Origin of the sequence: Actinoallomurus soli (assembly GCF_024055715.1) — a bacterium.
In the GTDB taxonomy this organism is placed as follows: Bacteria; Actinomycetota; Actinomycetes; order Streptosporangiales; family Streptosporangiaceae; genus Actinoallomurus; species Actinoallomurus soli.
Genome location: NZ_JAMXMV010000005.1, coordinates 85703 through 111019, shown reverse-complemented (window position 1 = coordinate 111019; position 25317 = coordinate 85703). Strand labels below are relative to the sequence as shown.

The 25317-nt window shown below is 73.1% G+C and carries 19 protein-coding genes; 12 read left to right on the top strand and 7 right to left on the bottom strand.

All coding sequences use genetic code 11. The annotated features are described in order from the left end of the window. Window positions 1-6 precede the first annotated feature (6 nt). The 5 genes from NDW01_RS14810 to NDW01_RS14790 all read right to left on the bottom strand — a co-directional run bounded on the left by NDW01_RS14810 (window position 7) and on the right by NDW01_RS14790 (window position 5301). Window positions 7-897 (bottom strand): ABC transporter permease, encoded by an 891-nt coding sequence (locus NDW01_RS14810; RefSeq protein ID WP_252820859.1) that lies wholly within the window; start codon window positions 895-897, stop codon window positions 7-9. Continuing rightward, complete coding sequence (locus tag NDW01_RS14805) at window positions 897-2102, bottom strand: ABC transporter substrate-binding protein (protein WP_252820857.1); 1206 nt, start codon at window positions 2100-2102, stop codon at window positions 897-899. The genes NDW01_RS14810 and NDW01_RS14805 overlap by 1 nt, the downstream gene beginning before the upstream one ends. Before the next feature lie 89 nt (window positions 2103-2191). After that, a complete protein-coding gene (locus NDW01_RS14800; protein ID WP_252820856.1) occupies window positions 2192-3247 on the bottom strand; it encodes an ABC transporter ATP-binding protein in 1056 nt (351 codons plus the stop codon). A gap of 9 nt (window positions 3248-3256) precedes the next feature. Beyond that, window positions 3257-4492 (bottom strand): ABC transporter substrate-binding protein, encoded by a 1236-nt coding sequence (locus NDW01_RS14795; protein WP_252820855.1) that lies wholly within the window; start codon window positions 4490-4492, stop codon window positions 3257-3259. Next, on the bottom strand, window positions 4489-5301 hold the full coding sequence (locus NDW01_RS14790; protein ID WP_252820854.1) for a sirohydrochlorin chelatase: 813 nt from the start codon (window positions 5299-5301) through the stop codon (window positions 4489-4491). Before NDW01_RS14790 ends, NDW01_RS14795 begins: the two co-directional genes overlap by 4 nt. Before the next feature lie 395 nt (window positions 5302-5696). On the opposite strand from NDW01_RS14790, the gene NDW01_RS14785 reads away from it, so the two are divergent. From NDW01_RS14785 to NDW01_RS14770, 4 genes are all read left to right on the top strand, one after another. After that, complete coding sequence (locus NDW01_RS14785; protein WP_252820853.1) at window positions 5697-8543, top strand: nitrate- and nitrite sensing domain-containing protein; 2847 nt, start codon at window positions 5697-5699, stop codon at window positions 8541-8543. Next, window positions 8543-8947, top strand: coding sequence for a roadblock/LC7 domain-containing protein (locus tag NDW01_RS14780; protein ID WP_252778213.1), 405 nt, complete (start codon window positions 8543-8545; stop codon window positions 8945-8947). The genes NDW01_RS14785 and NDW01_RS14780 overlap by 1 nt, the downstream gene beginning before the upstream one ends. Before the next feature lie 84 nt (window positions 8948-9031). After that, entirely contained in the window at window positions 9032-9394 is a 363-nt protein-coding gene (locus tag NDW01_RS14775; RefSeq protein WP_252778214.1) for a DUF742 domain-containing protein, read from the top strand. Further along, entirely contained in the window at window positions 9375-9992 is a 618-nt protein-coding gene (locus tag NDW01_RS14770; RefSeq protein ID WP_252778215.1) for a GTP-binding protein, read from the top strand. Before NDW01_RS14775 ends, NDW01_RS14770 begins: the two co-directional genes overlap by 20 nt. A gap of 7 nt (window positions 9993-9999) precedes the next feature. On the opposite strand, the gene NDW01_RS14765 is transcribed toward NDW01_RS14770, so the two are convergent. Beyond that, window positions 10000-11502 carry an RNA-guided endonuclease InsQ/TnpB family protein gene (locus NDW01_RS14765; RefSeq protein WP_252820850.1) on the bottom strand — a complete coding sequence of 501 codons (1503 nt, stop codon included), beginning with the start codon at window positions 11500-11502 and terminating at the stop codon, window positions 10000-10002. Between the two features lie 359 nt (window positions 11503-11861). On the opposite strand from NDW01_RS14765, the gene NDW01_RS14760 reads away from it, so the two are divergent. From NDW01_RS14760 to NDW01_RS14725, 8 genes are all read left to right on the top strand, one after another. Next, window positions 11862-12602 (top strand): nucleotide exchange factor GrpE, encoded by a 741-nt coding sequence (locus tag NDW01_RS14760; RefSeq protein ID WP_252820848.1) that lies wholly within the window; start codon window positions 11862-11864, stop codon window positions 12600-12602. Between the two features lies 1 nt (window position 12603). Next, window positions 12604-14223, top strand: coding sequence for an Hsp70 family protein (locus NDW01_RS14755; RefSeq protein ID WP_252820846.1), 1620 nt, complete (start codon window positions 12604-12606; stop codon window positions 14221-14223). Beyond that, complete coding sequence (locus NDW01_RS14750; protein ID WP_252820844.1) at window positions 14223-16757, top strand: hypothetical protein; 2535 nt, start codon at window positions 14223-14225, stop codon at window positions 16755-16757. The genes NDW01_RS14755 and NDW01_RS14750 overlap by 1 nt, the downstream gene beginning before the upstream one ends. A 35-nt stretch (window positions 16758-16792) precedes the next feature. After that, on the top strand, window positions 16793-17914 hold the full coding sequence (locus NDW01_RS14745) for a TRAFAC clade GTPase domain-containing protein (protein ID WP_252820843.1): 1122 nt from the start codon (window positions 16793-16795) through the stop codon (window positions 17912-17914). Further along, the gene (locus NDW01_RS14740; protein ID WP_252820841.1) at window positions 17911-20274 is read left to right on the top strand and encodes a GAP1-N2 domain-containing protein; all 2364 of its coding nucleotides are present in this window, start codon (window positions 17911-17913) and stop codon (window positions 20272-20274) included. The genes NDW01_RS14745 and NDW01_RS14740 overlap by 4 nt, the downstream gene beginning before the upstream one ends. A 4-nt stretch (window positions 20275-20278) precedes the next feature. Continuing rightward, window positions 20279-22123: a zinc ribbon domain-containing protein gene (locus tag NDW01_RS14735; protein WP_252820839.1), complete on the top strand. Its 1845-nt coding sequence runs from the start codon at window positions 20279-20281 to the stop codon at window positions 22121-22123. Window positions 22124-22742: 619 nt separating this feature from the next. Further along, window positions 22743-23669: an NADP-dependent oxidoreductase gene (locus NDW01_RS14730; protein ID WP_252820837.1), complete on the top strand. Its 927-nt coding sequence runs from the start codon at window positions 22743-22745 to the stop codon at window positions 23667-23669. A 51-nt stretch (window positions 23670-23720) separates the two neighbouring features. Beyond that, window positions 23721-24380, top strand: coding sequence for an SDR family oxidoreductase (locus tag NDW01_RS14725; RefSeq protein ID WP_252820835.1), 660 nt, complete (start codon window positions 23721-23723; stop codon window positions 24378-24380). A gap of 247 nt (window positions 24381-24627) precedes the next feature. Here NDW01_RS14725 and NDW01_RS14720 read toward each other — a convergent pair whose 3' ends face one another. Continuing rightward, the gene (locus NDW01_RS14720; protein WP_252820833.1) at window positions 24628-25305 is read right to left on the bottom strand and encodes a FadR/GntR family transcriptional regulator; all 678 of its coding nucleotides are present in this window, start codon (window positions 25303-25305) and stop codon (window positions 24628-24630) included. Window positions 25306-25317: the final 12 nt, after the last annotated feature.

The window sequence follows — 25317 nt, the reverse complement described above, 5'->3', positions numbered from 1 at the left end:
CGGCGGTCAGAGGTTGTCCAGCGCGCCGGTGCGGCGTACGGCGACCAGGTAGATCACCATGATCACCACCGGGATCGTCGCGACGGCCGCGGCGAACGGCAGGTTGTCGGCGGCGCCGATGTTGTCGTAGACGACGTTGCCGATGAGCTGGCTCTTGCCGCCGACGATCTTCACCGTGATGTAGTCGCCGAGCGAGAGCGAGAACGTGAAGATCGATCCCGCGATCACCGCGGGGACGGCCACCGGCCAGATGACGGTGCGGAACGTCCGGAAGGTGCGGGCGCCGAGGTCACCCGCGGCGTCCAGCAGGGAGTTCGGCAGCCGCTCCAGGCCCGCGTAGATCGGCAGGATCATGTACGGCAGCCAGAGGTAGGCCAGGGTCACGATCGTGGCCGGCAGGCCGTACCCGGGCCCGTGGATCCCGAAGGGGTCCAGGATCCAGCTGAGCACGCCGGACCCGGAGAACATGATCCGCCAGGCGTATGCCTTGACCAGGTAGCTCGCCCACAGCGGCGTCAGCACCGCGATCACCAGCCAGCGCTGCGCGCGCGGTGAGGCGATCTTGGCCATGTAGAAGGCCATGGGGAAGGCGACCGCAGTGTCGATGACGGTGACCGCGGCGGCCACGCCGACGCTCCGCAGCGTGATCGTCCGGTAGACGCTCTGGTTCCACAGCTCCTGGAAGTTGCCCAGGTTGAACTGCTTGACCACCTCGCCGGTGAAGTCGTCCGTGGTCCAGAACGCCGCGGCGAACAGGGCCGCGAGGGACCCGAGGTAGGCCACGACGAGCCAGAGCAGCGGCGCGGACAGCAGCGCGGCCAGGCGGAGGTACGGCCTGCGGTGAAGCAGCCCGGCGAACCGGCGAACCGGTCCGCCGGGCGTGACAGTGGTGCTCATCAGCCCTTGATCTGCGTCCAGGCCTGCGTCCACTTGGCGTAGTCCACGCACTTCACGTCCTTGCGCCCGTCGAGGCACTGCGTGATCGGCGTGTTCCAGTAGTGGACCTTCGTCCAGTACGGCGCGTCGGCGGCGTGGTAGGTGGTGCAGAAGTTCTTGTCGTCGGTCAGGTCGCAGGACTTGCTGTTGGCCGGCGCCTCGCCCCAGCTCTCGGCGATCTGCGCGTTCACCTTCGGGGAGACGACCCAGTTGAGCCACTTGTAGGCGCAGTTCGGGTGCTGCGCCTTGGCCGCGACCATCCAGGTGTCGGACCACCCGGTCGCGCCCTCCTTGGGCAGGACCGTCTGGACCGGGGTCTTGTCGGCCGACAGCCCGTTCGCGATGACCTGCCACGTCGTGCCGAGGACGGTGTCACCGGCCTTGAACGACTGCTGGATCTTGGTGGCGTCCGACCAGTACTCGCCGACGATCTGCTTCTGCTCCTTGAGCAGGTTCACCGCGGCGTCGAACTGCCTCTGGTCCAGCGCGTACGGGTCCTTGATCTCCAGCGCGGGCTGGGTGGACATGAGGTACAGCGCGGCGTCGGCGATGTAGATCGGCGAGTCGTACGCGGTGATCTTGCCCTTGTACGGGGAGTTCGGGTCGAAGACCACGCTCCAGGAGTCGGGCGCGGGGTTGACCTTGTCCGTCCGCCACATCAGCATGTTCGCGCCACGGCCGTGCGGGATGCCGTACATCTTGCCGTTCACGGAGTTCCACGGCTTGTTCTTCAGGTCCGGGAAGATGTCGGCGTAGTTCGGGACCAGGCCCGTGTTGACCGGAGCGACGGTGCCCCCGGCGATCAGTCGCAGCGAGGCGTCGCCCGACGCGGAGACCGCGTCGTACTGGCCGGTCTTCATCAGGCTGACCATCTCGTCCGACGTGCCGGCCACCTTGTTGTTCACCTTGCAGCCGGTCTGCTGCTCGAACGGGTGGACCCAGTCGAGGGCCTTGTTGTTCGAGCCGTCCTCCACGTAGCCGGCCCAGGAGACCAGGTTGACCTGGCCCTCGCCCTGGCCGAGCGACTGCAGCGCGGGGATGTTCGGGGGCGTGAACCCTCCGGCACCGGTCCCGCCGTGATGGGACCCGCCGCTGTTGCCGCCGCAGCCCGCGGCGAGAAGGGACACGGCGGCCACCGCGACGAGCGCGAGGCGCGTGGCGCGCATGAGAACTCCGATCAGATGAGGGGTTTTCTCGGGGAAGACCGCGACTCACGCCGCGGCGAGACGGCCGGTCGGGCGGTGACCGGCCGGCATCACGTCGGACCGGGGATGGCGAACTCGTGCTCACGACGCCACGCGAGCCTGACCCGGGCTTCGCGCAACTTCAGCACGTCCATCGACGAGGACTGCAGGTTCTGCTGCAGTGCCACCAACCGGCCCCCGGCGTCGAGATCGACGACGAACCGAGTGGCCGCCCCCGCGTAGACGACCTCCGCGACCGTGCCGGTCGCGGAGTGCTCGCCTTCGGGCAGCTCCGCGTCGAGATCCGTGTCGACGCGGAGCTTCTCCGGCCGGACGCTGTACACGCCCGGCCGGCCGAGTATCGACTGGGCCGCCTCGCCCTCGATGAGGTTCGAGGTGCCGACGAACCCGGCCACGAACGCCGTCGCCGGCTCCTCGTACACATCGGCGGGAGTCCCGACCTGCTCGATCCGGCCCGCGTTGAACACCGCGACCCGGTCGGCCATGGTCAGCGCCTCCTCCTGGTCGTGCGTCACGAACAGGAAGGTGATGCCGACCTCCCGCTGGATGGCCTTCAGCTCGACCTGCATCTCCTCGCGCAGCTTCAGGTCGAGGGCGCCGAGCGGCTCGTCGAGCAGCAGTACCTTGGGGCGGTTGACGAGCGCACGTGCCAGCGCCACGCGCTGCCGCTGCCCGCCGGACAGCTGGCCCGGCTTACGCGTCTCGAACCCCTCGAGACGGACGGACGCCAGCGCCTGCAGGGCGCGCTCGCGGCGCTCGGCCTTCGGGACCTTCTTCACCTTGAGGCCGTACTCGACGTTCGCCAGGACGTTCATGTGGGGGAACAGCGCGTAGTCCTGGAAGACGGTGTTGACGTCGCGCTCGAAGGGCGGCAGTTTCGTCACGTCGCGGCCGCCGAGGCCGATCGACCCGGAGGTCGGCGTCTCGAACCCGGCGATCATGCGCAGCACCGTCGTCTTGCCCGACCCGGAGGGGCCCAGCATGGCGAAGAACTCCCCGTCGCCGATCTCCAGGTCGACGCCGTCGACGGCGGTGACCTCGCCGAAGGTCTTGCGCACCGCGCGGAGTTCGACCGCGGCGGAGACGCCGGGCTCTTCGGTGTTCATCTGAATCATCTATCCCTTGATCTGCGTCCAGAGTTCCGTCCACTTCGAGTAGTCGACGCAACTCGTTCCGCGAGAATCACCACAGTCTGCGACCGGAGTCTTCCAGAACGCAAGACGCTTGTAGAAGTCGACGTCGCCCACGCGGAACTGCGTGCAGAAGCCCTTGGCGGCGTATTTGCAGGCCTTCGGGTTGGCCGGGGCCTCACCGAACCATTGCGCCACCGCGGCCTGCACCTTGGGCGACTCGATCCAGTTCATCCACTTGTACATGCAGTTCGGGTGCTCGGCGTGGGCCGCGATCATCCAGGTGTCCGACCACCCGGTGGCGCCCTCCGACGGGATTGTGGTGCCGATCGGCGCCTTCTCCGTCTTGGCGAGGTTCGCGGTCACCTGCCAGGCCGTGCCCGCGTAGTTGTCGCCGGCCTTGAACGCCTCGACCTCGTCGAGGTAGTTCGACCAGTACTGGTTGACGTTCGGGCGCTGCTGCTTGAGCAGGTCGACGGCGGCGTCGAACTGCTTCTGGGAGAGCTCGTACACGTCGGTGATCTTCAGGTCCGGACGGTGCGCCTTCAGGTAGAGCGCGGCGTCGGCGATGTAGATCGGCGAGTCGTACGCGACGACGTGGTCCGCGGCGGCGCTGCCCTTGTCCCAGACGATGCTCCAGGACGCGGGCGTGTTCTGGATCTTGTCCGTGCGGTACGTCAGGTAGTTCGCGCCGTAGCCGTGCGGCGCGCCGTACATCTGGCCCTTGATCGAGTTGTACGGCTGGTTCTTCAGGTACGACGGGATGTCGCGGTAGTTCTTCAGCAGGTTGGTGTTGACCGGCGCGACCAGGCCGCCGTAGATGAGCCGCAGCGACGAGTCGCCGGAGGCCGAGACGCCGTCGTACTGCCCGGTCTTCATCAGGGCGTACATCGAGTCGGACGTGTCGGCGACCTTCGCGTTGACCTTGCAGCCGGTCTTCCTCTGGAAGGCGTGCACCCAGTCGACGTGCTTGTCGGTGGAGCCGTCCTCGGCGTACCCGGCCCAGATCACCAGGTTGAGCCGGCCCTCGGAGGCCCCGATCTCCTGCTGCACGGGCAGGTGCGGCACCGCCTGGGCCTTGGCGCCGCCCGAACCGCCGCCGCACCCGGCCGCGGCCAGCACGACCGCCGCGGCGCAGGCGAGCCTGGTGAAGGACTTCGCCTTCGGAACGAACCTCATGGACCCGCGAGCCGTACGGCCCCGCGCTCCGGTGAACCTCATGACAACTCCTCGTCCAGGGCGACCTCGTAGCGCAGGTTGACGAGGCGCACCACCGAGGAGTGGGCGCCCAGCGGCTCGGCGCAGCCGAGGCCGGCGTCGCTCGCGAGCTTGGCGAGGCGCTCGAAGTCGATCTCCGGTCCGATGACGAACGGGGCGATGGCGATGCGCTGACCGCCGGACTCGCGCAGCCGTGAGACGGCGTCGGACACCGTCGGACGGCCGTCGATGGACGCCGCGACGACGGGGACGGCGAGCCGCGCGGCGAGGAGGACGGCGGTCATGTCGGCCTCCCGGACGGCCGGGTCGCCGCCGACCGTGGCGACGACGACGCCGTCGACGGACGCGCCGATGCTGAACTGCCGGATCCGGTCGGCGCGCGCCAGGCCGCTGTCCGCGAGCCGCACGTGCAGCGCCTCGGCCAGCAGCGGGTGGGGGCCGAGCGGATCGGTGACGGTCACCCGCGCGCCGGTCTCCGCGACCACCGTGTTGATGGCCTGGTAGATCTGCGGGTGCGGGCCGGTGACCAGGGGGACCACGACCGCCGACCGGCCCTCGGGCAGGCCGCGCAGGACCTCCGCGAACGCGGGACCGGCGATGGCTGCGACCCGGATGTCGATGTCGGTACGGGACGTGCGGATGAACCGCGCGATCTCGTCGCCGGTGTCCGGGGCCGTTCCGGGTACCGCCAGAACGAGGACCGGTGCGTCGGGGGGAAGATCACCGCTGCCCGGCCGGCGGTGACGCCCGCCGGGTAGCGGCGAGCGTCCACGTACGGGGAGCGTCTCCGGGGGCTGGTCGTCATGGATCACGATCGCGGATTCTAGGGGTGTCCGGCGGAGGATGCGGAGTCCTTGTCACCGATCGTCCGAAATCCGGTTCTGGGACCGACCCGAGATGCTTAGTGCGATAAGTACGCTTCTACCTGCAGTTATTCGTCCCGAAAGGCGTACTGTTCACCCTCCCGCGCCCAGGAGTTTGATGCCCGATATTTACAGAGGCGGCCAGTGTGCGCCGTGATGTCTAGTAGAGTTCCGCGCGTTCACACGGTGTTTCCCCCGCCTCACTGAAAGTCGAGCCTGTCGCGGTGCAATCTAAGGACCGACGCGTGGGATCAGATGTCAGTCGGCGGTCGTCCCGGTCCAGGGTCGGCCGCATCTTCAGGTCAGTCCGCTTCAAGATAGTTCTGCTGCTCATCGTCCCGTTGGTGTCACTCAGCACCTTGTGGGTGTTCGCGGCGAGCATCACCCTGGGCGACGGCCTGAACCTGCGACATGTCAACACGATCCAGGACCATCTGAACTACCCCTCCGGGGGTCTGGGCAGCGCCCTGGAGCAGGAGCGCCGGTTGGCGGTGGTCTTCCTGGCCACCAAGTCGGCGGGTGACCGGGCGTCGATGGAGTCCGGCCGCCTCGTCACCGACCGGCAGGCCGACCTGTTCCGGCGGCTGGCCACCGACCCGGGCGCACAGAAGGACGCGAACGCCCAGGCGCGGCAGTGGACGCACGAGGTGCTCGTGCACCTCGACAGTCTGCAGACCAAGCGCCGGGCGATCGACAGCGGCAAGGAAAGCCGCATGCAGGCGTTCAACGACTACACCGACACGATCGCCGACGTCATCTCCCTGCAGTCGTCTCTGTCGACCCTGAGCGATCCGGACGTCACCAAGGACGCCAAGAACGAGGTCGCCCTGGCGCGAGCGCGCGAGGTCCTCTCCCAGGAGGACGCGCTGCTGGCCGGCGCGCTGGCCACCGGCCGCCTGACGTTCTCCGAGCACGTGGAGTTCACCAAGCTCGTCGGGACCCAGCGCGAGCTCTACGACCAGATCATCCCCGACCTGCGGCCCGCCGACCGCGCCTACTACCAGCGGATCGTCTCGACGCCCGAGTACACCGGCCTGCAGGCGCTGGAGGACCAGTTCACCGACAACATGCCGCAGCAGCCCCACGCGGGCATGGCCGGCAAGGCCGCCGCGAAGCCGCTGGCCGGCATGGACATCAAGTGGAAGATCAAGGTCAGCTCCATCATCACGCGGCTGCGCGGCCTCGAGCTGTCGTCGACCGCGAGCGCCGCCGAGCGCGCCAAGCCCGTCTCGGACGGCATCATCCGGAACGTCGCGCTGGCCGGCGCCCTCGGTCTCGTCGCGGTCATCGCCTCGCTCATCCTGTCGCTCTGGGTCGGCCGCTCGGTCGTCCGTGACCTGACCGGCCTGCGCCGCGCCGCCCTCGACCTGGCCAACGAGCGGCTGCCCAGCGTCATCCGCCGGCTGCGCCGCGGTGACGACGTCGACGTCGCCGCCGAGGCACCGCCGCTGTCCTTCGGCACCCAGGAGATCGACCAGGTCGGCCAGGCGTTCAACGCCGCCCGCCGCACCGCGATCCAGGGCGCGGTCGAGGAGGCCGGGCTGCGCCGCAGCATCAGCGAGGTCTTCCTGAACCTGGCGCGCCGCAACCAAGCGCTGCTGCACCGCCAGCTCAGCCTGCTGGACTCCATGGAGCGCCGGGTCACCGAGCCGGACGAGCTGGACGACCTGTTCCGCCTCGACCACCTCGCGACCCGCATGCGCCGCCACGCGGAAGGCCTCATCATCCTGTCCGGGCAGGCGCCCGGCCGCGGCTGGCGCAACCCGGTCCCGGTCGTCGACGTCGCCCGCGCCGCCGCCGCCGAGGTGGAGGACTACGCACGGGTCACCGTGGCGGCCATGCCCCGCGTGGCCGTCCCCGGCCCCGCCGTCGCCGACCTCATCCACCTGCTCGCCGAGCTCATCGAGAACGCCACGCTCTACTCCCCGCCGGACACGACCGTCCAGGTCACCGGCCAGATCGTGGCGCATGGCTTCGCCTTCGAGGTGGAGGACCGCGGCCTGAGCATGGACCAGGCCAGCCTCGACCGCGCCAACGAGCGGCTGACGAACCCGCCGGACTTCGACCTGTCCAACAGCGCCCAGCTCGGCCTGTTCGTCGTCGGCCGGCTGGCCCAGCGGCACCAGGTCCAGGTCACACTCCGCACCTCGCCGTACGGCGGGACCACGGCGATCGTCCTGCTGCCCGACACGGTCGTCGCCCGCGGCGACGAGCGGCCCGAGCTGGAGGCCGGCCCGCCCGCCACCACCCGGCGCGGCGAGGAGGCGCTGGTCCCGATCGGCGCCATCGGCGGCCCGGCCCCCACGGACGGCGGCCCGATCACAGGCCCGATCACCGGCCCCATTCAGGCGATCCGGGGCGACCGGCCGCCGCTCCCCCAGCGTCGTTCCGACACCGGCGGGCAGGCCACCTACAGCACCGGCCCGTACGACGCGAAGCCGTACGGCACCGGCTCCCGGTCCCAGGACTCCACGGGCCAGGACGCGGGAGCCGGCACGGGGTCGTTCCCCACCGCCGGATCCGACACGGGCTCGTTCCCGGCCGCCGGATACGAGCCGGGCACGTACTCCACGGGCCTCGGCGGCTACGACGCCGTCCCCTCCGCGTACGGCGAGGAGCCGCAGGAGACCGACGACAACGAGATCGGGAGCGGCTACTCGTCCGGAACGGGCGGGTACTCCCCCGGCGCGTCGTCGTACGACAGCGGCGGCACGGGCCTGGGCGGTACGCGGACGGACACGCCGAGCGGCCAGTGGCCGTTGCCCGGCGCGGGCTCCGGCAGTGACCGGCCGCCGCTGCCGACCCGCCGCGGCGGGTCCTCCGAGGAGCGGCCACCGCTCCCGAGCCGGTTCGGCGGAGCGCCGTCACCGGGCCGTTCCCTGTTCGACCCGGCCGAAGAGCCCGCGGACACCGCTTCTCCCGAGACCACCGCGTCGCCCGGCGCGACCTCCGGATCCGCGACCGCAGGGTCCGGGACCTCCGGGACCAGGCCGGCCCTGCCGCGCCGGGTCCGGCAGGCGAACCTGGCCCCCCAGCTTCGCGAAGAGGTCGAGCCCGTGAACAATGCGACCAGCAATGAGCGTTCGCCGGAGGAGCTCCGCACCATGCTGAGCTCGATTCAGAAGGGATGGCTGCGCGGCCGCTCGGACGCCGAGCAGACCGCCACCCATCACGAAGAGGAGGACATCTGATGTCAGCGGGTTCTGCGGGGGAACTCAACTGGCTGCTGGACAGCCTCGTCAACCGCGTCGCCCAGGTGCGGCAGGCGGTGGTGCTCTCCAGCGACGGCCTGCTGGTCGGCGCATCCGCCGGCCTCACCCGGGAGGACGCCGAGCACCTCTCGGCGGTCGCGGCGAGCTTCCAGAGCCTCGCCCGGAGCGCCGGACGCCAGTTCGGCGGCGGCGGCGTGCGCCAGACGATCGTCGAGATGGACAACGCCTTCCTGTTCGTCACGGCGGCCGGCTCGGGCGCCTGCCTCGCGGTGCTCGCGGGAGCCGACGCCGACGTCGGTATGATCGCCTACGAGATGGCGATGCTGGTCAAGCGGGTCGGCCAGCACATGTCGACCCTGCCTCGCTCAGCCGTGGAATCGTGAGGCCGAGTGATCGTGCGAGGACAACACAACGGACACCCGGCGATGTCGCCCTCCCCACGACGGCCCACGAGGCGGGACGGCTGAATGAGCGAATGGCTCGACGACGAAGCAGGGCCGGTGGTCCGGCCCTACGCTCTCACGCGAGGCCGGACCAGGGCCTCGCGTGAGGGTTTCGACCTGATCGCGATCATCGCGACGGCGGCGACGTCGACGTTCGCTCCGCCGAACGCCGGCCCGGAGCACGTCGCCATCCTCGACCTGTGCGTGCGCCCGCTCTCGGTGGCGGAGATCTCGGCGAAGCTGAAACTCCCCCTGGGCGTCGTGCGGGTCCTGCTGGGAGACCTGCTCGATCTCGGGCTGATCGTCGTACGCCGTCCTGAAACAGAGAACCGTCTTCCCAACGAACGGGTTTTGAAGGAAGTGCTCAATGGACTCCAGGCGCTCTGACCCCTCACGGGGCGCTGCCGCCATGCCGCTCGCCGTGAAGATCCTCGTCGCGGGCGGATTCGGCGTGGGAAAGACGACCCTGGTGGGCGCCGTCAGCGAGATCAAGCCGCTGCGGACCGAGGAACAACTGACGGACCGCAGCGTCGGCATCGACGACACCTCCGGCGTGGAGCGCAAGACCACGACCACCGTGGCGATGGACTTCGGCCGCATCACCATCCGAGACGGCCTCGTCCTGTACCTGTTCGGCACTCCCGGCCAGGACCGGTTCTGGTTCATGTGGGACGAGCTCGCCCTCGGCGCCCTCGGCGCGGTCGTCCTCGCCGACACCCGCCGCCTCGCCGACTCCTTCCCCTCCATCGACTACTTCGAGCGGCGGCGGCTGCCGTTCATCGTGGGCGTCAACTGCTTCGACGGCGCGATCCAGTACGACACCGAGGAGATCCGCGCCGCGCTGGACCTGGACCCCCGGGTCCCGATCATTCTGTGCGACGTGCGTCGGCGCGAGTCCGGCAAGCAGGTCCTGATCGCCCTCGTGGAGCATGTCCTGTCCGTGATGGCCGAGCGCCAGCGCCAGGCCGGCGCGGTCATCCGCTAGTGCCGTTTCAATCAACGTTGGTCGTGTGGTGACCGTGTTGGTTGATCCTCGCTGTGGGCGAGCGACTCCCCGCCGGGGGTGGTGGGGCGGGCCTCGGCCGGCCAGGGGACCTGTGGGCGGTGCCGTGATGGGGGCGTCGTCTGGGGTCACGCCGTGCCGGTCCGGCACCGGGCAGGTGCCGTCCGGCTCGACGGTGCGTGATCACCACCGGAAACCGATCCTCGGTGTCGGTGTCGGTGGTGATGGTGTCGCCCGGACCACGCCGGGCGATGTTGGCGCCGCCGACCAAGTCGCGGTGCCCGCTGAAACCACAATGCATACAACGGAAGCGACGGCCAACGGGTTTAGGGACCCGCCGCCCGCACACCGGGCAGGTCGAAGACGACCCACGCTCATCGACCAGCTCAAGACGGATCCCGGCCTGCTCGGCCTTGTCTTTGAGGCAGCGGATCAGGTAGCCGGGCCGCCAGTCCCGCAGCCGCTGGTTGTGCCGCCGCCCCGCCTTCAACTCCAGGACCCCGCGGGGATCGCCGACCCTTAAGGTTCCGATCCGCCGTGTAACGGCCCATTCGATGACCTGTTTGGCGGCCTCGTGCTGGGCCTGTTTGATCCGGCGTTTGTGCCGGGCTTCGAGCTTGCGCTGACGGGCACGGTACTTACGCCACCGCCGCGACCCCGCCTGCCCCGGTCTCGGCGCGCGCCGGGCGACGGCACGGCGCCGGTACTTGGCATCTTTGAGGTGCAGGTGGGCCTCGGCGCGCAGCGCCCGCCCCGACACCAACAAACCCTCCCCGCCGGGTCCGGCCACCGCATACGGGTGGATCACCCCCAGATCCACGCCCGCCACACGCTCAGGGTCGGGTTCGTGGCCGGGCGGGTAGGTGGCGACAGGGACTTCGGCGGTCACCTCGACGAACAACCGGGCACCCTCGTTGAGCAACGTGACCGAGCGGACCTGTTCGGCCGGGTAGGGCGGGTCCCGGTCCAGGCGGACCCACAGCGGCGGGCGACCGCGGGCGACGGGGAGCCGCAGGTGCCGGCCGGTGAGGGTGAAGGTGCCGTGGTAATACCGCACCGGCATCAGACGCCGTTTACGGCGCGGGAACCGCGCGGAGACATCGCCGCCGGTGCGGCGTTTGGCGGCGGCGAACCACGCATCGCTGTACCGGCGCAGCACCGACCGCGCTCCGGTGGTGTCAAGGTCGCCGAAGGTGCCCGGCCCTGCCGCCGACAACTCCCGGCACAACGCCTGATACCCCACGATGGCTGGCAGGCCGCGTTGGCGTCGCCACCGGTTCATGTCCAGGACGCAGGCCCACACGTCCCCGGCGGCGACCAGCAGGCCGAAGCAGCGCCGTCGCTGGGCGGGGGCGAGGCGCAGGCCGACCCGGGCGGTGCGCAACACCGTCCGGGGAGCATCCGGGTCGACACGTCGAGGCACGAGACGATTACAGCAGGTGCCTACGACAAAACCCGCGCCCCCGGGAAACACCGGCCCAGCCAGGGCCACCGGACAATCCCGGCCATGACACCAATAAGGTCATTTGGCGCGGCGTTCATCCGGCGGAACGAACACGCCACCGACCGCCCCCACACCGTCGTCAACGGGGCGAACGTTGTCTGCTGCGGCAGCCGCGCAGCGGCGCGGGCACGCCGTACGCAACATGCCCGAATTCGAGGAGTAAGACGTTCAACAGGCCGTTTATCACTCTCTGTGATTAACGCCAGGTCTGGGGGTTAATGCCGGGTCGACGGGCGCGGAAAAGTGACGGGCGGGGACATCGAACTGCCCGGAAGGGTGGTGCCCGCTTCCGGTGATGGAGACAATGGGCTGACGTCCCTGCTCACTCAGAGTTATGGTGCGAGGCCATGCCCGTTGACCCCGAGTCCCCCCGCGGCGGGAGCGGCTCCCCGCCGGCCGGCGACCCGGGCCGGTCCGCCGGGGTGCCGAACGACCCTCCCGCCGAGGAGGCCGGCCCTCCGCCGCCCGCCCCCGGGCACTCCCGCGCGCCCCGGCGCCGGCGCCCCGGGCGCGCGCCGGCGGCGGACACGTCCCCGGCCGGTGAACCGCCGGCCGACGAGCCGGCGTCGGACGAGCCCGGCCGGCGCGTCGCGGTGTCGCTCGAGGAGATCCGGTCGCTGCTGGCCGGCCTGACCGAGACCGTCGGCAGGGAGCACGAGCGGGCGGCGCACCGAGAGCGCGTCATCGACCGGCTGCACGAGGACAACCAGCGGCTGCGCCACGGTGAGCTGCAGACCGCGTTCGAGCCGGTGCGCGCTGCGCTGTACCGCCTGTACGACCTGGTCCGGCGGGAGGCCGAGCGGGAGACGGTGGACCCCGCCCACACGCCGGTGCTGCTCGCGGCGATCGCCGAGGAGCTGGCCGAGATCCTCGCGCGCACCGGCGTGGAGCCGATGCCCGTGGAGACCGGTGAGGCGTTCGACCCGGCGCGGCACCGCCCGGCCGGCACCCAGGACGTGGACGACGCGGAGCTCGACGGCACGGTGGCCAGGGTGCAACGGGCCGGCTTCGTCCGCGGTGACCGGATCGCACGACGCGCCGAGGTGATCGTCGCCCGGATGGCGGCCGAACCCGTCGGAGGAGAATGAGATGGCTGTCTACGGTATCGACCTGGGCACGACCCACTCGTGCATCGCGCGCGTCGACGACGTCGGCCGCCCGGCCGTGCTGCGCAACATGGAGGGCACCGACACGACGCCGTCGGTCGTCTACTTCGAATCCGCCGACAACGTCGTCGTCGGCGCGCCGGCGAAGGACACCGCCGTGCTGTTCCCCGACCTGGTGGTCAGCCTGATCAAGCGGGACATGGGCCACGAGGTGCCGCGCGAGCTGCACGAGCGGGACTACTCCCCCGAGGAGATCTCCGCGTTCGTCCTGCGCAAGCTGGTGGCCGACGCGACCGCCACGACGGGCGAGGACGTCCGCGACGTCGTCATCACGGTGCCGGCCTACTTCGGGGCCGCTGAGCGGGACGCCACCCGCAAGGCGGGCCGCATCGCCGGGCTCAACGTCATCGACATCATCTCCGAGCCGATCGCCGCCGCCATCACGTACGGGGTGCTCAACCCCGCGACGGCGGCCGACGAGGAGAAGGACGGCGCCGGGTCCGCGGACCGCACGATCCTGGTGTACGACCTCGGCGGCGGCACCTTCGACACGACCGTCATCACCCTGCGCGGGGGCGACATCTCCGTCGTCTGCACCGACGGCGACCACGAGCTCGGCGGCGCCGACTGGGACGCCCGGCTCGTCGAGTACCTCGCCGGCCGGTTCGCCGAGGAGCACCCCGACGTCGGCGACCCCCTCGACGACAAGCACACCGAGCAGCAGCTGCGGCACGACGCGGAGGAGGCCAAGAAGGCCCTGTCGCTGCGCACCCGGCACGTCGTCCGCGTCATGCACGAGGGCCGGGTCGCCACCGTCGAGCTGACCCGGGAGAAGTTCGAGGAGATCACCAAGGACCTGCTCGACCGGACCATCGAGATCACCGGCCGTACGCTCGCCACCGCGGCCGGGAAGGGCGTGTCCGACTACGACGACCTCGTGCTCGTCGGCGGCTCCACGAAGATGCCCGCCGTGCAGCGGCGGCTGGCCGACGAGCTGGCGCTGAGCCCCCGGCTGCAGGACCCCGACCTGGCGGTCGCCAAGGGCGCCGCGCTGTACGCCTTCGAGGAGACCTACCGGCAGCTCCTGGCCAAGGGCGAGACGGACAAGGCCCTGGACCTGGCGACCCGGGCCGGCCTGTCCGAGAGCGAGCAGGAGCGGATGGCGGCCCGGCAGATCACGACCGTGGCCTCCCGCGCGTTCGGCGTCATCGCGCTCGACCCGGACACCGAGCAGGAGCACGTCGTCCACCTGGTGCACGCCAACGACGCGCTCCCGCGCGGCAAGACCCGCGAGTTCGGGACGATCGAGGAGGACCAGACGATCGTGAAGATCATCGTGGTCGAGCAGGCGGGCAGCGCGGAGTCGACCGAGGTGGCCCACAACACGCCGATCGCCGACGGCGAGCTGAAGATCCCGCCCGGCAAGCCCGCCGGCTGGCCCATCGAGGTGACGTTCGCCCTCGACACCTCCGGGCTGCTGCACGTCACGGCCGTGGAGAAGGAGACCGCCGAGGAGCTGACGCTCGAGGTGCGGGTCGGCGGAATGTCCGAGGAAGAGGTGCACCAGTCGCGCACCGACCTGGCCGGCATACGCGTCGACTAGTGGTCTTTGACGAACGGCGCTACGTCCGTGAGGTGCTGGAGCCCGCCCGGGCGGCCGGGGACCAGCCGCCCGACGACCTGCGCCTGCGCTACGCCCTGCCGGACCCGCTCGTCCCCCGCGAGGTGGCCGACCGGGTCAAGCAGGTCCGCACCTGCTGGCGCAAGGCGCGGGGCCGGCTGCGGTTCCGCCGGCTGGTCGACCGCCTGGAGGGCGAGCACCTGAGGCTCGCGCCGCTGTTCGAGCGGGCGGCGGCGGGCGACCTGGCCCCGTTGCGCGCCGAGATCGACGCGGCGGGCGACCGGGCCGCGCGCCGCCGCGCCGACCTGCGGGACCGGCTGCTGGACGCCGCCGGGGACCTGCGCATGCTGTCGCCCGCCGACCTGCGGGAGATCGGCGGTGAGGCCGCGGACGTCGCCCGCGCCGTCGGCGTGGAGATCCGGGAGCCGGACCCGCTGCCGGCCGCGCCGCCCTACGCCGGGTACGCACGGGCCCGTGACGCGCTGGACGCCCTCGGCCCGCGCCACCTGCGCGAGTTCCTGACCGGTGAGCCGGGCGCCGGGCGCGTCCTCGGTGAGATCCCCGACCTGCGGCCCGCGGCGCGGCGGGTCGGCGAGCAGTGGAGCCGGCACCCGCACGACGGCAACCGCACGAACGCCGACACGGTCCTGGTCGCGGTGCGCCAGGTCGGCGCCCGGCTGGGAGAGCTCGTGCGCTACGACGTGGTGGCGCGGCTGCGCGAGCGGCACCAGCAGCGGGCCTCGGAGGGCGCGCTGCTGCGGTACGCCGTCGAGGAGCTCGGGGTGGACCGCGACGACGCGCGCCGGCTCGTCTTCGCGATCCGGCGGGAGACCGCTCCCACGGGCGGCCTGACCGCGCGGCTGCGCGACCTCATCGACGCCGGCGAGGTCCAGGCGGCCGCCGAGCTGGCCGAGGTGGCCGGGCAGGCGGGCGAGCCGGAGGGCGACGCGCGGGTCCTCGCGGACGAGGCGCGCCGCCGGGTGGCGGCGGCGACGGCGCTGCGCCAGGAGGCGGCGTCCCTCCTGCTGTCCGATCCCGACGGGGCGTGGCTGCGGCTGGCCGACGCGCTGCGGCTGGTCGGCGACCTGCCGGGCGCCGCCGAGCTGCAGGCCGGGCTGCCACCGCAGGCGCCCGGGCGGCTCGAGGCGGCCGTCGACGGCGCCGCGGTCGCGCTGTCCTGGTCGCCGTCGCCGTCACGCGTCGGCGAGATCGGGTACGTCGTGCTGCGCTGCCTGGGGCGGGTCCCCCGGCATCCCGGTGACGGGGAGCGGCTCGCGGCGGAGGCCGCCCACGCCCGTGACCCCGCGCCTCCGCTGAACGCCCCCGTCTACTACGCGGTGTTCGCCGTACGCGGCTCGGCGGCGTCGGCGCCCGCGGTCGCCGGGCCGGTCCTCGTACGCCCGGAGCCGGCGGACGTCATCGTGACCGCCGCGGACCGCGTGGTCGCGGGCCGCTGGTCCTGCCCACCCGAGGCCGTCCGCGTCATCGTGACCCGGGACGGCACGCCCGTCCCGGCGGCGCGCACGGGCTTCCGCGACGAGACCGTGCGCAACGGGACGACCTACCACTACCGCATCGCCGCCGCGTACCTCGGCGCCGACGGCCGGGAGACCGTGACGGCCGGGGTGCACGCCGCCGCGACGCCCGCCGCCCGTCCCGCTCCCGTGACCGGGCTCGGCGTCGAGCACGACCCCGCCGGGCGGCTCATCGTCACCTTCGACCCGCCCGCCGAGGGCGAGGTGGAGCTCGTCGCGATGGACGGGCCGCCGCCCTGGCCGCCCGGCACGACCCTGCCGCTGGACGACGTCCGCCGCATCGGCCGGGTCCTGCGCGCGGCGCCCGCTCCGGGCGGCCTCACCGTGGAAACCGGCCCGGGCGTGCTGCTGGCCGTGTCCGTCGCCGGGGACCTCGCCACGATCGGCGACCACCGTGAGCACGTGAGTCTCACGCCGCCGCGCGAGCTGGTCGCCCAGCGGCGCGGCGAGGTGATCATCCTGGGGTTCGACTGGCCGCCGGACGTCACCGAGGTCGACGTGGCCTGGTGGTCCGACACCGGCGACGAGCGCCGCCTGCCCGTCGGCCGCGCCGGCTACGACGCCCACGGCGGCGTGCGCCTCCCGGCGCCGCCGGACGAGACGGTCACGATCGAGGTCGCCGCGGCGGGTACGGCGCAGGGACGGCGGGTCACCGGCACGCCCGTGACCACGATGGTGCCGGGCCGCACGACCGTCGGCTACGAGGTGCGGCGCCCCCGCCTGCGCGGCCCGCTCACCGTCACCCTGTCCGCCGCCGCCCCCGTACGCCTGCGGCGGCTCGTCCTCGTGACCCGGTCGGGGCCCATGCCGCAGCGGCCCGGCGACGGCCGGACCGTGATGTCCTGGAACGACGTGGAGGTGCCCGCGCGCCTGGAGGTCGCGCTGCCGCGCCTGCCCCGGCCGTTCTGGCTGCGCTGCTTCGCCGAAGACGACACAATCGACCTGCGCGACCCTCCGGTCCGCCACCTGAAAGTGGGCTGATGCCGTCGATCACCTGTCCCTACTGTTTCGCGAGAGTGGACCGCGACCGGATCGCGTTCCGGTGCGCGGGCAGTCCTGGACGCGGTCCCGGCTGCGCGCCGCGGCTCGACGAGCGGCTGGCCGCCTACACCGGGTCCGCGGCGGCCGCGTCGCTGCCTCCCGTGTTCGGCCCGCCGGAGCCGGCGGCGCGGCTCCGGGTCGGCCGGGCCCCGGCCCGCCGCGCCGTCTGCCCCGAGTGCGGGCAGACCACGGCGCGCCGCGCGTGCCCGGAGTGTCACAACCCGCTGCCCGCGGCGTACTGCGAGACGCCAGGGAAGATCGTCGCTCTGGTCGGCGCGAAGAACTCCGGGAAGAGCACCTACATCGCGGTGCTGCTGCACGAGCTGTCCCACCGGATCGGCGCGGAGCTCGGCACCTCGCTCGTCGCCTGTGACGACCGCACGATCGAGCGTTACAAGCGCGACTTCCACCGGCCGCTGTTCGGGGAGCGGCGGCTGCTGCCCGCCACCGCCAGCGCCGTGACGACCCCGCGCGATCCGCTGGTGTACCTCCTCACCCGGACCCGGCGCCGCCGCCTGCGGCAGCGGGACATGTCCCTGACACTGGTGCTGTTCGACACGGCGGGCGAGGACCTGCGCAGCCGTGACGTCACCGACCTGCACCTGCGCTACCTCGCGGCGGCCGACGCCATCATCTTCCTCGTCGACCCCATCGAGCTGAAGACGGGGAACGGCGACCCCGACGGTGACCCCGTCAACGTCATCGCCCGGGTCACCGAACTCCTGCGCGCGGGCCGGGACGTCCCGCACGGCAGGCGGCTGCCGGTCCCCGCCGCCGTGGCCCTCACCAAGATCGACGCCTTGCCGCTCGACGGAGCGCTGCAGCGCCACCCCGAGCGGTCCGACGTCCTCGACCTGGACGACCGGGAGGCCGTGCACGAGCAGGTGCGCGCGCTGCTGCACGACTGGCAGGCCGGCGAGCTCGACCGCTACCTGGGGCACGAGTACGCCGAGTACGGCCTGTTCGGGGTGTCCGCCCTCGGCGGCGTGCCCCGCGACGGCGCCGTCGGCACCGGGGGGATCCGCCCGTACCGCGTCGAAGACCCGCTGCTGTGGCTGCTGTACCGGTTCGGGATGCTCGACGAGGTCCGCGGATGATCTGGCGGCTGACCTACACCTCGGCCGAGCGCGGCCCGACGGGCCGGTCCGGCTTCCAGTTCGTCGGCATGACCCCGGGCACGCCGCCCGGCGTGGTCGGCGCGGTGACGCCGTCCATGGCGTACCGGCCGCCGCCGGGGGCGCCGTCCGCACCCGGCCCCGAGGAGCTGGCGGGCTTCCCCACCGCGCTGACCTACGGCCGCGCGGACGGGTACCTCGTGCTGGCCCGCTGCCGCTACACCGGCCGCGACTACTCGGGCCGGTACGGCAACTTCCTCGGGCAGGCGATCGTGGCCACACCGGAGGAGATGGAGGGTCTGCGGCCGATCGAGTTCTGGGACTCCCCCCTGTGGGACTCCCCCGTCGCGGACGATCCGGCGGCGGCCGACGGTCCGGGAGCGGCGGGCGGTCCGGCGCCGGCGGATGACGCGGCGCCGGCCGTCCTGGCGCCCGGCACGGCGTTCGACCCGGACTCGCTCCTCGATCGGCTGGGAGGCGAACAGGCGCACGAGCGGCTCGCCGCGCTCCTCGACGCCGTTGCCGCGGTGGTGGACGCCGGGCATGGCCGGGTGGTCCTCGTCGCCGAGGACGCCGAGGTGGTCGCCCGGTGGATCGCCGTCGTGTCGTACTCACTGCCCGCGGCGCTCGCGGCCGACCTGTCGTTCACGACCTACGCGGCCGACCCGGACACGGCGCCGCACGTCATCGTCGGCACGGTCCCGTCCGCCTGCCCGGAGGGCGGGTTCCGCCTCGACGGGCCCTTCATCCCGGACGGCGTACGGCCGGGCCGGTTCGCCCGGGTGATCGCGGAATGCTGGCGGACCGGTGACCTGGACGGCATCGACGCCGTCGGTGAGCTGATCTGCGCGCCCGATGACGCGGCGGCACCGGACCCCGCTCGCCCCGGCCCGGTGCCGGACGGTGAGGTCTCGGGGGACGTGGTGCCGGGAGGCGTGGTGGCGGGCTCCCATCCGCCCGGCCGGCCGCCGGGCGGCGAGGTTCCCGGAGTCACGGCGCCGGACTCGCGCCGCCCCGGCCGGGTCACGGACGGCGACGTCTCCCCGCTCGACGGCGCGGCGGCGCTGCTCGCGCTGTGCCGGGGGGACGCGTCCGTCTCCGCCGGGGAGCAGGCGGTGTCCGCCGCGCTGATCCGCGCCCGCGGAGTGCCCGGCTGGGTCTGGCCGTCGTTGCGCCCCACCCTGCCCGCGGTCGGCTTCGACCTGGCGGAGGCCCTGGCGGACGCGGTGCCGGAGGCCGCCGAGCGCTGCGTGCGCCTCGCCCTGGCCGACCCGGCGGTACGGCCGCGGCTGACCCGGACACGGCTGCGCGACGGGCTCCCGGAGGACTTCCGCACGGCGATGAGCGAGGCGCCGGACCTGCGCGCGCTCGCCGGGCTCGTCGATCTGGCGGTCCGGGTGGACGGCGCGGTCGACGCCGAGTGCGTGGCCGCCGCGGCGGCCGCCTGCGCGCGGCGGGGCGACGGCGACGTGGCCGCAGCGGTCGAGGCGACTCCGCCGCTCTGGCGGAAGGCCCTGATCCAGGGGCTGGTGTCCGGACTGGAGGCGAGCGTCCCCGCGGTCCGGCGGGCGATGCTCACGCCTGAGGCGTGCGCCGCGCTCGGCGATCAGGACTGGACGCGCGCCCCGCGCACCGGAGGCCTGGTGCTGTCCGCGCGCGCCGACCGCCTCACGGCCACCGCCGCGCTGGTCGAACTCGAACCCCACGGCCTGCCCGACATCGAGGACCTGCTCGGCGTGCTGTGGGCCGAGGCGCCGACCGTGCCGGAGTGCCGGTGGCTGGTCGAGCGGCTGGGCCCGGTGATGCGGCGGTTCGCCGTCCTGCGCGCCCTGCCGCGCCGGGTCTTCGACGGCGTGCCGCTGGACGCCGAGGAGGGCGTACGGCTCGCGCGGCTGATCCATGACCGGCTGCCCACGCTGGCCGGCCCCGCGCGTACGGTCCTGACCTTGGAGCGGACGCTGCGGGCCGGGTCCGAGGATGACGTGGCCCGGTTCCTCACCACGCTGCGGCGGGGAGATCCGCTGCACGAACGCGCGCTGGCCGGCGTCGCGCGGTTCCTCGCCGGCCGCTCGCCCGCGGCGCGGGCCCGGGTTCTCGCCGCGGTGCCGGACACCGTGTGCGACGGCCTGCTGGAGCCATGGCTGGCCGACCTGGACCGGCGCGGCCGCGCGGACCTGGCGGAGGTCGGGGCGCGTCTCGCGGAGGCCGGCGTGACCGTCGCGGCGCTCGACGCGTGGGCGAACGCGCTGGGCAGGTTCGCCCGGCGGCAGGTCGAGTCGGCGCTCACCGACCGCGACCCGCGACTGGCCGCGGCGTGGCGGCGCGCCCGGCGGGGGGCGTGACACGGTGCCCGTCGTCTACGCCCTGCTGTTCTTCCTCTGGGTCGGCCTGGTGTGGGTCGAGTTCGTGTTCGTCGTCCCGTTCGCCGTGCCCGTCGCCCTGGTGGTGGCCACGGGCGCCGGGATCGGCCGGTTCTTCCTCGTCACGTGGCGGACCCTGACGGCCACCGGGCTGGAAGGGCCCTCCGCCGTGCCGCGCCCGGCCGCCGACGCGGCGGACCCGGCCTACCCGCAGTACCTCCTCGACCAGGTCTGGCGGGACGTCCGGACGCTGACGCGCCGTACGATCCCCTGGTGCCTGGCGGAGGCGCGCCGGGCCGTCACCACGCTGACGGCGCGGATGCTCCGCCTCCCGCAGGGGCTCGCCGTCTTCCCGATCTGGCTGGCGCTGTGCGCGGGGATCCTGCTGGCCGCCCTGCCGCTGGCCGTCGCCGCCCTGGCCTTCGCGGTGGTGACCGTGGCGGTGGCGGGCGCCGGCCTCGTCGCCTGGTCGGTCTGCGTCCTGGTGCTCGGGACGGTCGAGCGGCTGTGGGCGGCCTACCGCAGGATCCTGCTGGCCTGCCCGCATCCGGGCTGCTACGAGCGGCTGGCGTTGCCCGCGTACGCCTGCCCGAACTGCCACGCACGGCACCGCCACCTGGTGCCGAACCGGCTGGGCGCGTTCCGGCACGTCTGCCGGTGCGGCGCCCGGCTGCCCACGACGATCCTGCTCGGCCGGTTCCGGCTCAGCGCGTACTGCCCGCACTGCGGACGCCCCCTGCCCGCGCGGATCGGCCGGGCGCGGGTCGAGCCGCTGCCGTTCGTCGGCGGCCCCGCCGCCGGCAAGACGACGCTGATGTTCCTGGCGGTACGGGCACTGCGCGCCGGCACCGACGCGGCCGGCGGCCGGGCGGAGTTCGTCGAGGCGCGGGACGCCCGCGGGTACGCCGACGCCCTGGCCGAGCTCGGCGCGGGCGGGCGCCTCGCCAAGACCGGCCCCGAACTGCCCGCCGCCATGATGCTGGACGTGACCCTGCCGGCGGGCCACCGGATCCTCTACCTGTTCGACCCGGCCGGTGAGCTGCACACCGGCGCGACACGAGTCGAGCGGCTGCGCTACCTCGACCACGGCGAGGCGCTGCTGTTCGTCATCGACCCGTTCGCCCTGCCGGAGCTGCGCCCCGCGCTGTCCCGGGAGGAACGGCTGCTGGTGGAGGCCACCGCGACGTCCGAGGAGGACCCCGCCGACACGCTGCAGCGGCTGCTCGCCGATCTGCGCTCCCGCGACGACCAGGGCCGTCACCGTCGCATCGCCGTGGTCGTCACCAAGGCCGACGTCCTGCGCCGGACGTCGATCGGCCGGGGCGTCGAGGAGGACGCGCGCGGCTGGCTGGAGGGGGTCGGCCTCGGCAACACCATCCGCACGCTCGAACGCACCGCCGGGCAGGTGCGTTATCTCGCCTCCGGTCTCGACACCCCGCCGGCCGCGCTCGCCGACCTGTTCGGCTGGGCGGCCGGGCTGCCGCTCGACGGACGGGAGCGCACGCCGGCGGACTCCCCGCGCCGCGAGCCGGATCCCCCGCGCCGCGAGCCGGACTCCCCGCGCCGCGAGCCGGACTCCCCGCGCCGGGAAGCGAACTTCCCCGGCGGGGAGGCGGATTCCGCGCGGCGGGAGGCGGACTCGCCCGGCCGGGAGATCGACGACCGGGCCGGCGCGGAAGGACGCGTTCCGTGGCGCGCCCCGGGACGGCCCGAACGGCTCGTGCCCCTCGGGTACCAGCTCGGCCGTGGCGTCCTGCTCACCGCGCTGGTCGTGCTGGGCCCGGCGGCGCTCCTCCTGCTGGGACTCACCGGCTACACGCGGTTCCGCTGAGCGGCGCCCCGCCGACCCGGCGATGCCCGGGCCCGCCGGGGTCCGGCCTCGTCCGCCGCGATCCGGCGCGCGCCGCGGTCCGTTCGAAAAGCCCGGCCGGTCGGGGTGGTAACCGTCCCCGGTCCGCCGGACCTAAAGAGACGGACGACGACGGAATGCGGAGATCTCATAGATGAGCGATGAAGAGGACGCGGATCGGTTCACGGCGATGTTCCGGCGATATCACGCGCGGGTCCTCGCGTACGCCCTGCGCCGAGCCGCCGATCCGGGCGGCGATCTACCGGATGCTCGCGGGGCTTCCGGGCGTCCGCAGCCTCGGGCGGGTCCGCGATCCGCTGGGCCGCCCCGCCCTCGGGGTGGCGATGACCGAGCGCACCTCCGCGTACGGCACCTTGGACTGGCAGCTCCTCATCCGCCCGTCGAGCGACTTCCTCATGGTGACGCGCGCGGTGGTGATCCGGCCCGGCCGGAAGAACCCCCGGATGGCGCCGGGCGCCGCCAGTACCTGCGGATGTGGCGGACGGCGGGCTGGATCGACACGCCCCCGAAGCACCTCTTCCCCGGCGCGGTCCGGCGATAGTCGAGGTGTGAGCGAGCGGGCGCTGGTAAGGCTGGATGTGTGAAAGCGATAACGATGCAGCGATACGGCGGCCCGGACGTACTCGAGCTCACCGACGTGCCCGAGCCGAAGGTCGGACCCGACTTCGTGCTGGTCCGGGTGAAGGCGGCCGGCGTGAACCCGGTCGACTGGAAGATCCGGGAGGGCAACCTCGACGGTCTGTTCGCCACGGACTTCCCCGTCATCCCCGGCTGGGACGTGGCGGGCGTGGTCGAGCGGGTCGGGCCGGCCGTCAGCGAGTTCTCGCCCGGGGACGAGGTCATGGGCTACGTCCGGGAGGACCACATCGGCCGTGGCACGTACGCCGAGCTGGTCTCGGCACCGGTGCGCACGCTCGGCCGCAAGCCGAAGAGGCTGTCCTGGGCGGAGGCGGCGGGCATCCCGCTGGCCGGGCTGACCGCCTACCAGGCGCTCACGAAGGCCCTGGCCGTCACTCCCGACGACACGGTGCTCATTCACAACGCGTCGGGCGGCGTCGGCTCGTTCGCCGTGCAGATCGCGCGGGCCAAGGGCGCCCGCGTCATCGGCACGGCCGGCCCGCACAACCACGACTACCTGCGCGAGCTCGGCGCCGAGCCGGTGGCGTACGGGCCCGGCCTCGCGGACGAGGTCCGCCGCCTGGCCCCGACCGGGGTGAGCGCCGCGCTCGACCTCGTGGGCGGGGAGGCCATCGACGTCACGCCGGAGCTGCTGACCGACAAGGGACGCTGGGCGTCGATCGTCGACCCGTCCGTCCGGGACCGCGGGGGACGGTACGTCTTCGTCCGGCCGGATCCGACCGATCTCGCCGCGCTCGCGGGACTGGCCGACGACGGGCGGCTGAACGTCACCGTCGCCAGGACCTTCCCGCTCGGCGAGGCGGCCGAGGCGCAGCGGCTGAGCGCCGAAGGGCACACCCGCGGGAAGATCGTGCTGGAGATCGGGTGAGACCGGCGACACCGGGGAAGAGCGTCGCCGCATCGGCGCGTTGAGGAACGCATGAGAATCGTGATCGCCGGAGGGCACGGCAAGATCGCCCTCCTCCTCGAAGAGCTGCTGGCGGCACGCGGTGACGGCGTCGTCGGGCTGATCCGCAATCCGGACCACGCCGCCGACGTCGCGGGCACCGGCGCCGCCCCGGTGGTCTGCGACCTGGAGTCCGCGAGCCTGGAGGACGTCGCGGTGCACCTGGACCGGGCCGACGCGGTGGTGTTCGCGGCGGGCGCGGGGCCGGGCAGCGGCACCGCCCGCAAGGACACGGTGGACCGCGCCGCCTCGGTGCTGCTCGCCGACGCGGCCGAGCGGGCCGGGGTCCACCGGTTCGTGCAGATCTCCTCGATGGGCGCCGGCCGGCCTCCGGAGCCCGGTCGCGACGAGGTCTGGGCCGCCTACATCGAGGCCAAGACGGCGGCCGAGGAGGACCTGCGCAGGCGCGACCTGGACTGGACGATCCTGCGGCCGGGGCGGCTGACCGACGACCCGGCGACCGGCCGCGTGCGGCTGGAGGAGTCCGTGCCGCGGGGCGCGGTGACCCGCGCCGACGTGGCTCGGGTGATCGCCGCGCTGCTCGACACCCCCGGAACCGCCGGGCGGACACTCGAGCTCGTCGGCGGCGACACGCCGATCGAGGACGCCGTCCGCGCCGGCGCCCGCTCCTGAGGCCCCCGGCCGGGCCCGAGGCCGCGCCGCCCGGGGAGTCCTGGTCCGTCCGCGACCGCCTGAGGTCACCGGCCAGACCCGGGCCGGTGCCGGCCGGGGAGGCCGCCCGCGTCGCGCCTGAGCCCGCTGGTCGAACCCGGTCCCGCGTCAGTCTGGCCGGGGAGGCCGCCCGGGTCGCGCCTGAGCTCACCGGTCGAACCCGGGCCCGCGTCGGCCTGGCCGGGGAGACCGCTCGCGCCTGCGGTCGTCATGTCCGCACGCGTCGCAGGAGCAGCGCCCGCATCGCCTCCTCGGCGGCATCGCCGTCGCCGGCCCGCACGGCCTCCAGGACCGCCCGGTGGCCCGGGACCGTGTCGGCGCCGCCGGCCGCTCCGTGCGTCAGCGCGTCGCGGCCGGCCAGGCCGGCGTTCATCATGACGTCCATCCGGATCAGCATCTCGTTGCCGGTGGCCAGGTGCAGCGCGCGGTGGAACTCGACGTCGGCGGCGGTGACCTCGGTGGCGTCCCCGCGTGCCCGCTCCATCCGCTGCAGCGCCCGCTCCAGGGTGATCAGCTGGACCGCGTCGCGCCGGGAGGCGGCGAGCCCGGCGACGCTCGGCTCGATGATGGAGCGGATCTCGTGCAGGTCGCGGAGGAAGGCGTCGTCCGGTCCGGCGGCGAACTTCCACCGGATGACGTCGCCGTCCAGGAGGTTCCAGTCCGAGCGGGGCCGGACGAACGTGCCGCGCTTGGGCCGGGCCAGGATGAGGCCCTTGGCCGTCAGCACCTTCAACGCCTCGCGCAGCGCGGTGGAGCTCACGCCGAGCCTCTCCTGGAGTGCGGCCACGTCGATGCCGTCGCCCTCCCGGAACTCCCCTGCGAAGATCATGTCGGCGACGGCCTCGACGGTCTGGCCGTGCAGCCCGCGGCCACCGTAGAACGCCACGGGTCACCCACC

Bases quoted from the DNA above. Each gene is read 5' to 3' on its own strand.
- NDW01_RS14810 (WP_252820859.1), bottom strand. From the start codon at position 897: ATGAGCACCACTGTCACGCCCGGCGGACCGGTTCGCCGGTTCGCCGGG.
- NDW01_RS14805 (WP_252820857.1), bottom strand. From the start codon at position 2,102: ATGCGCGCCACGCGCCTCGCGCTCGTCGCGGTGGCCGCCGTGTCCCTT.
- NDW01_RS14800 (WP_252820856.1), bottom strand. From the start codon at position 3,247: ATGAACACCGAAGAGCCCGGCGTCTCCGCCGCGGTCGAACTCCGCGCG.
- NDW01_RS14795 (WP_252820855.1), bottom strand. From the start codon at position 4,492: ATGAGGTTCACCGGAGCGCGGGGCCGTACGGCTCGCGGGTCCATGAGG.
- NDW01_RS14780 (WP_252778213.1), top strand. From the start codon at position 8,543: ATGTCAGCGGGTTCTGCGGGGGAACTCAACTGGCTGCTGGACAGCCTC.
- NDW01_RS14775 (WP_252778214.1), top strand. From the start codon at position 9,032: ATGAGCGAATGGCTCGACGACGAAGCAGGGCCGGTGGTCCGGCCCTAC.
- NDW01_RS14770 (WP_252778215.1), top strand. From the start codon at position 9,375: ATGGACTCCAGGCGCTCTGACCCCTCACGGGGCGCTGCCGCCATGCCG.
- NDW01_RS14760 (WP_252820848.1), top strand. From the start codon at position 11,862: ATGCCCGTTGACCCCGAGTCCCCCCGCGGCGGGAGCGGCTCCCCGCCG.
- NDW01_RS14755 (WP_252820846.1), top strand. From the start codon at position 12,604: ATGGCTGTCTACGGTATCGACCTGGGCACGACCCACTCGTGCATCGCG.
- NDW01_RS14740 (WP_252820841.1), top strand. From the start codon at position 17,911: ATGATCTGGCGGCTGACCTACACCTCGGCCGAGCGCGGCCCGACGGGC.
- NDW01_RS14725 (WP_252820835.1), top strand. From the start codon at position 23,721: ATGAGAATCGTGATCGCCGGAGGGCACGGCAAGATCGCCCTCCTCCTC.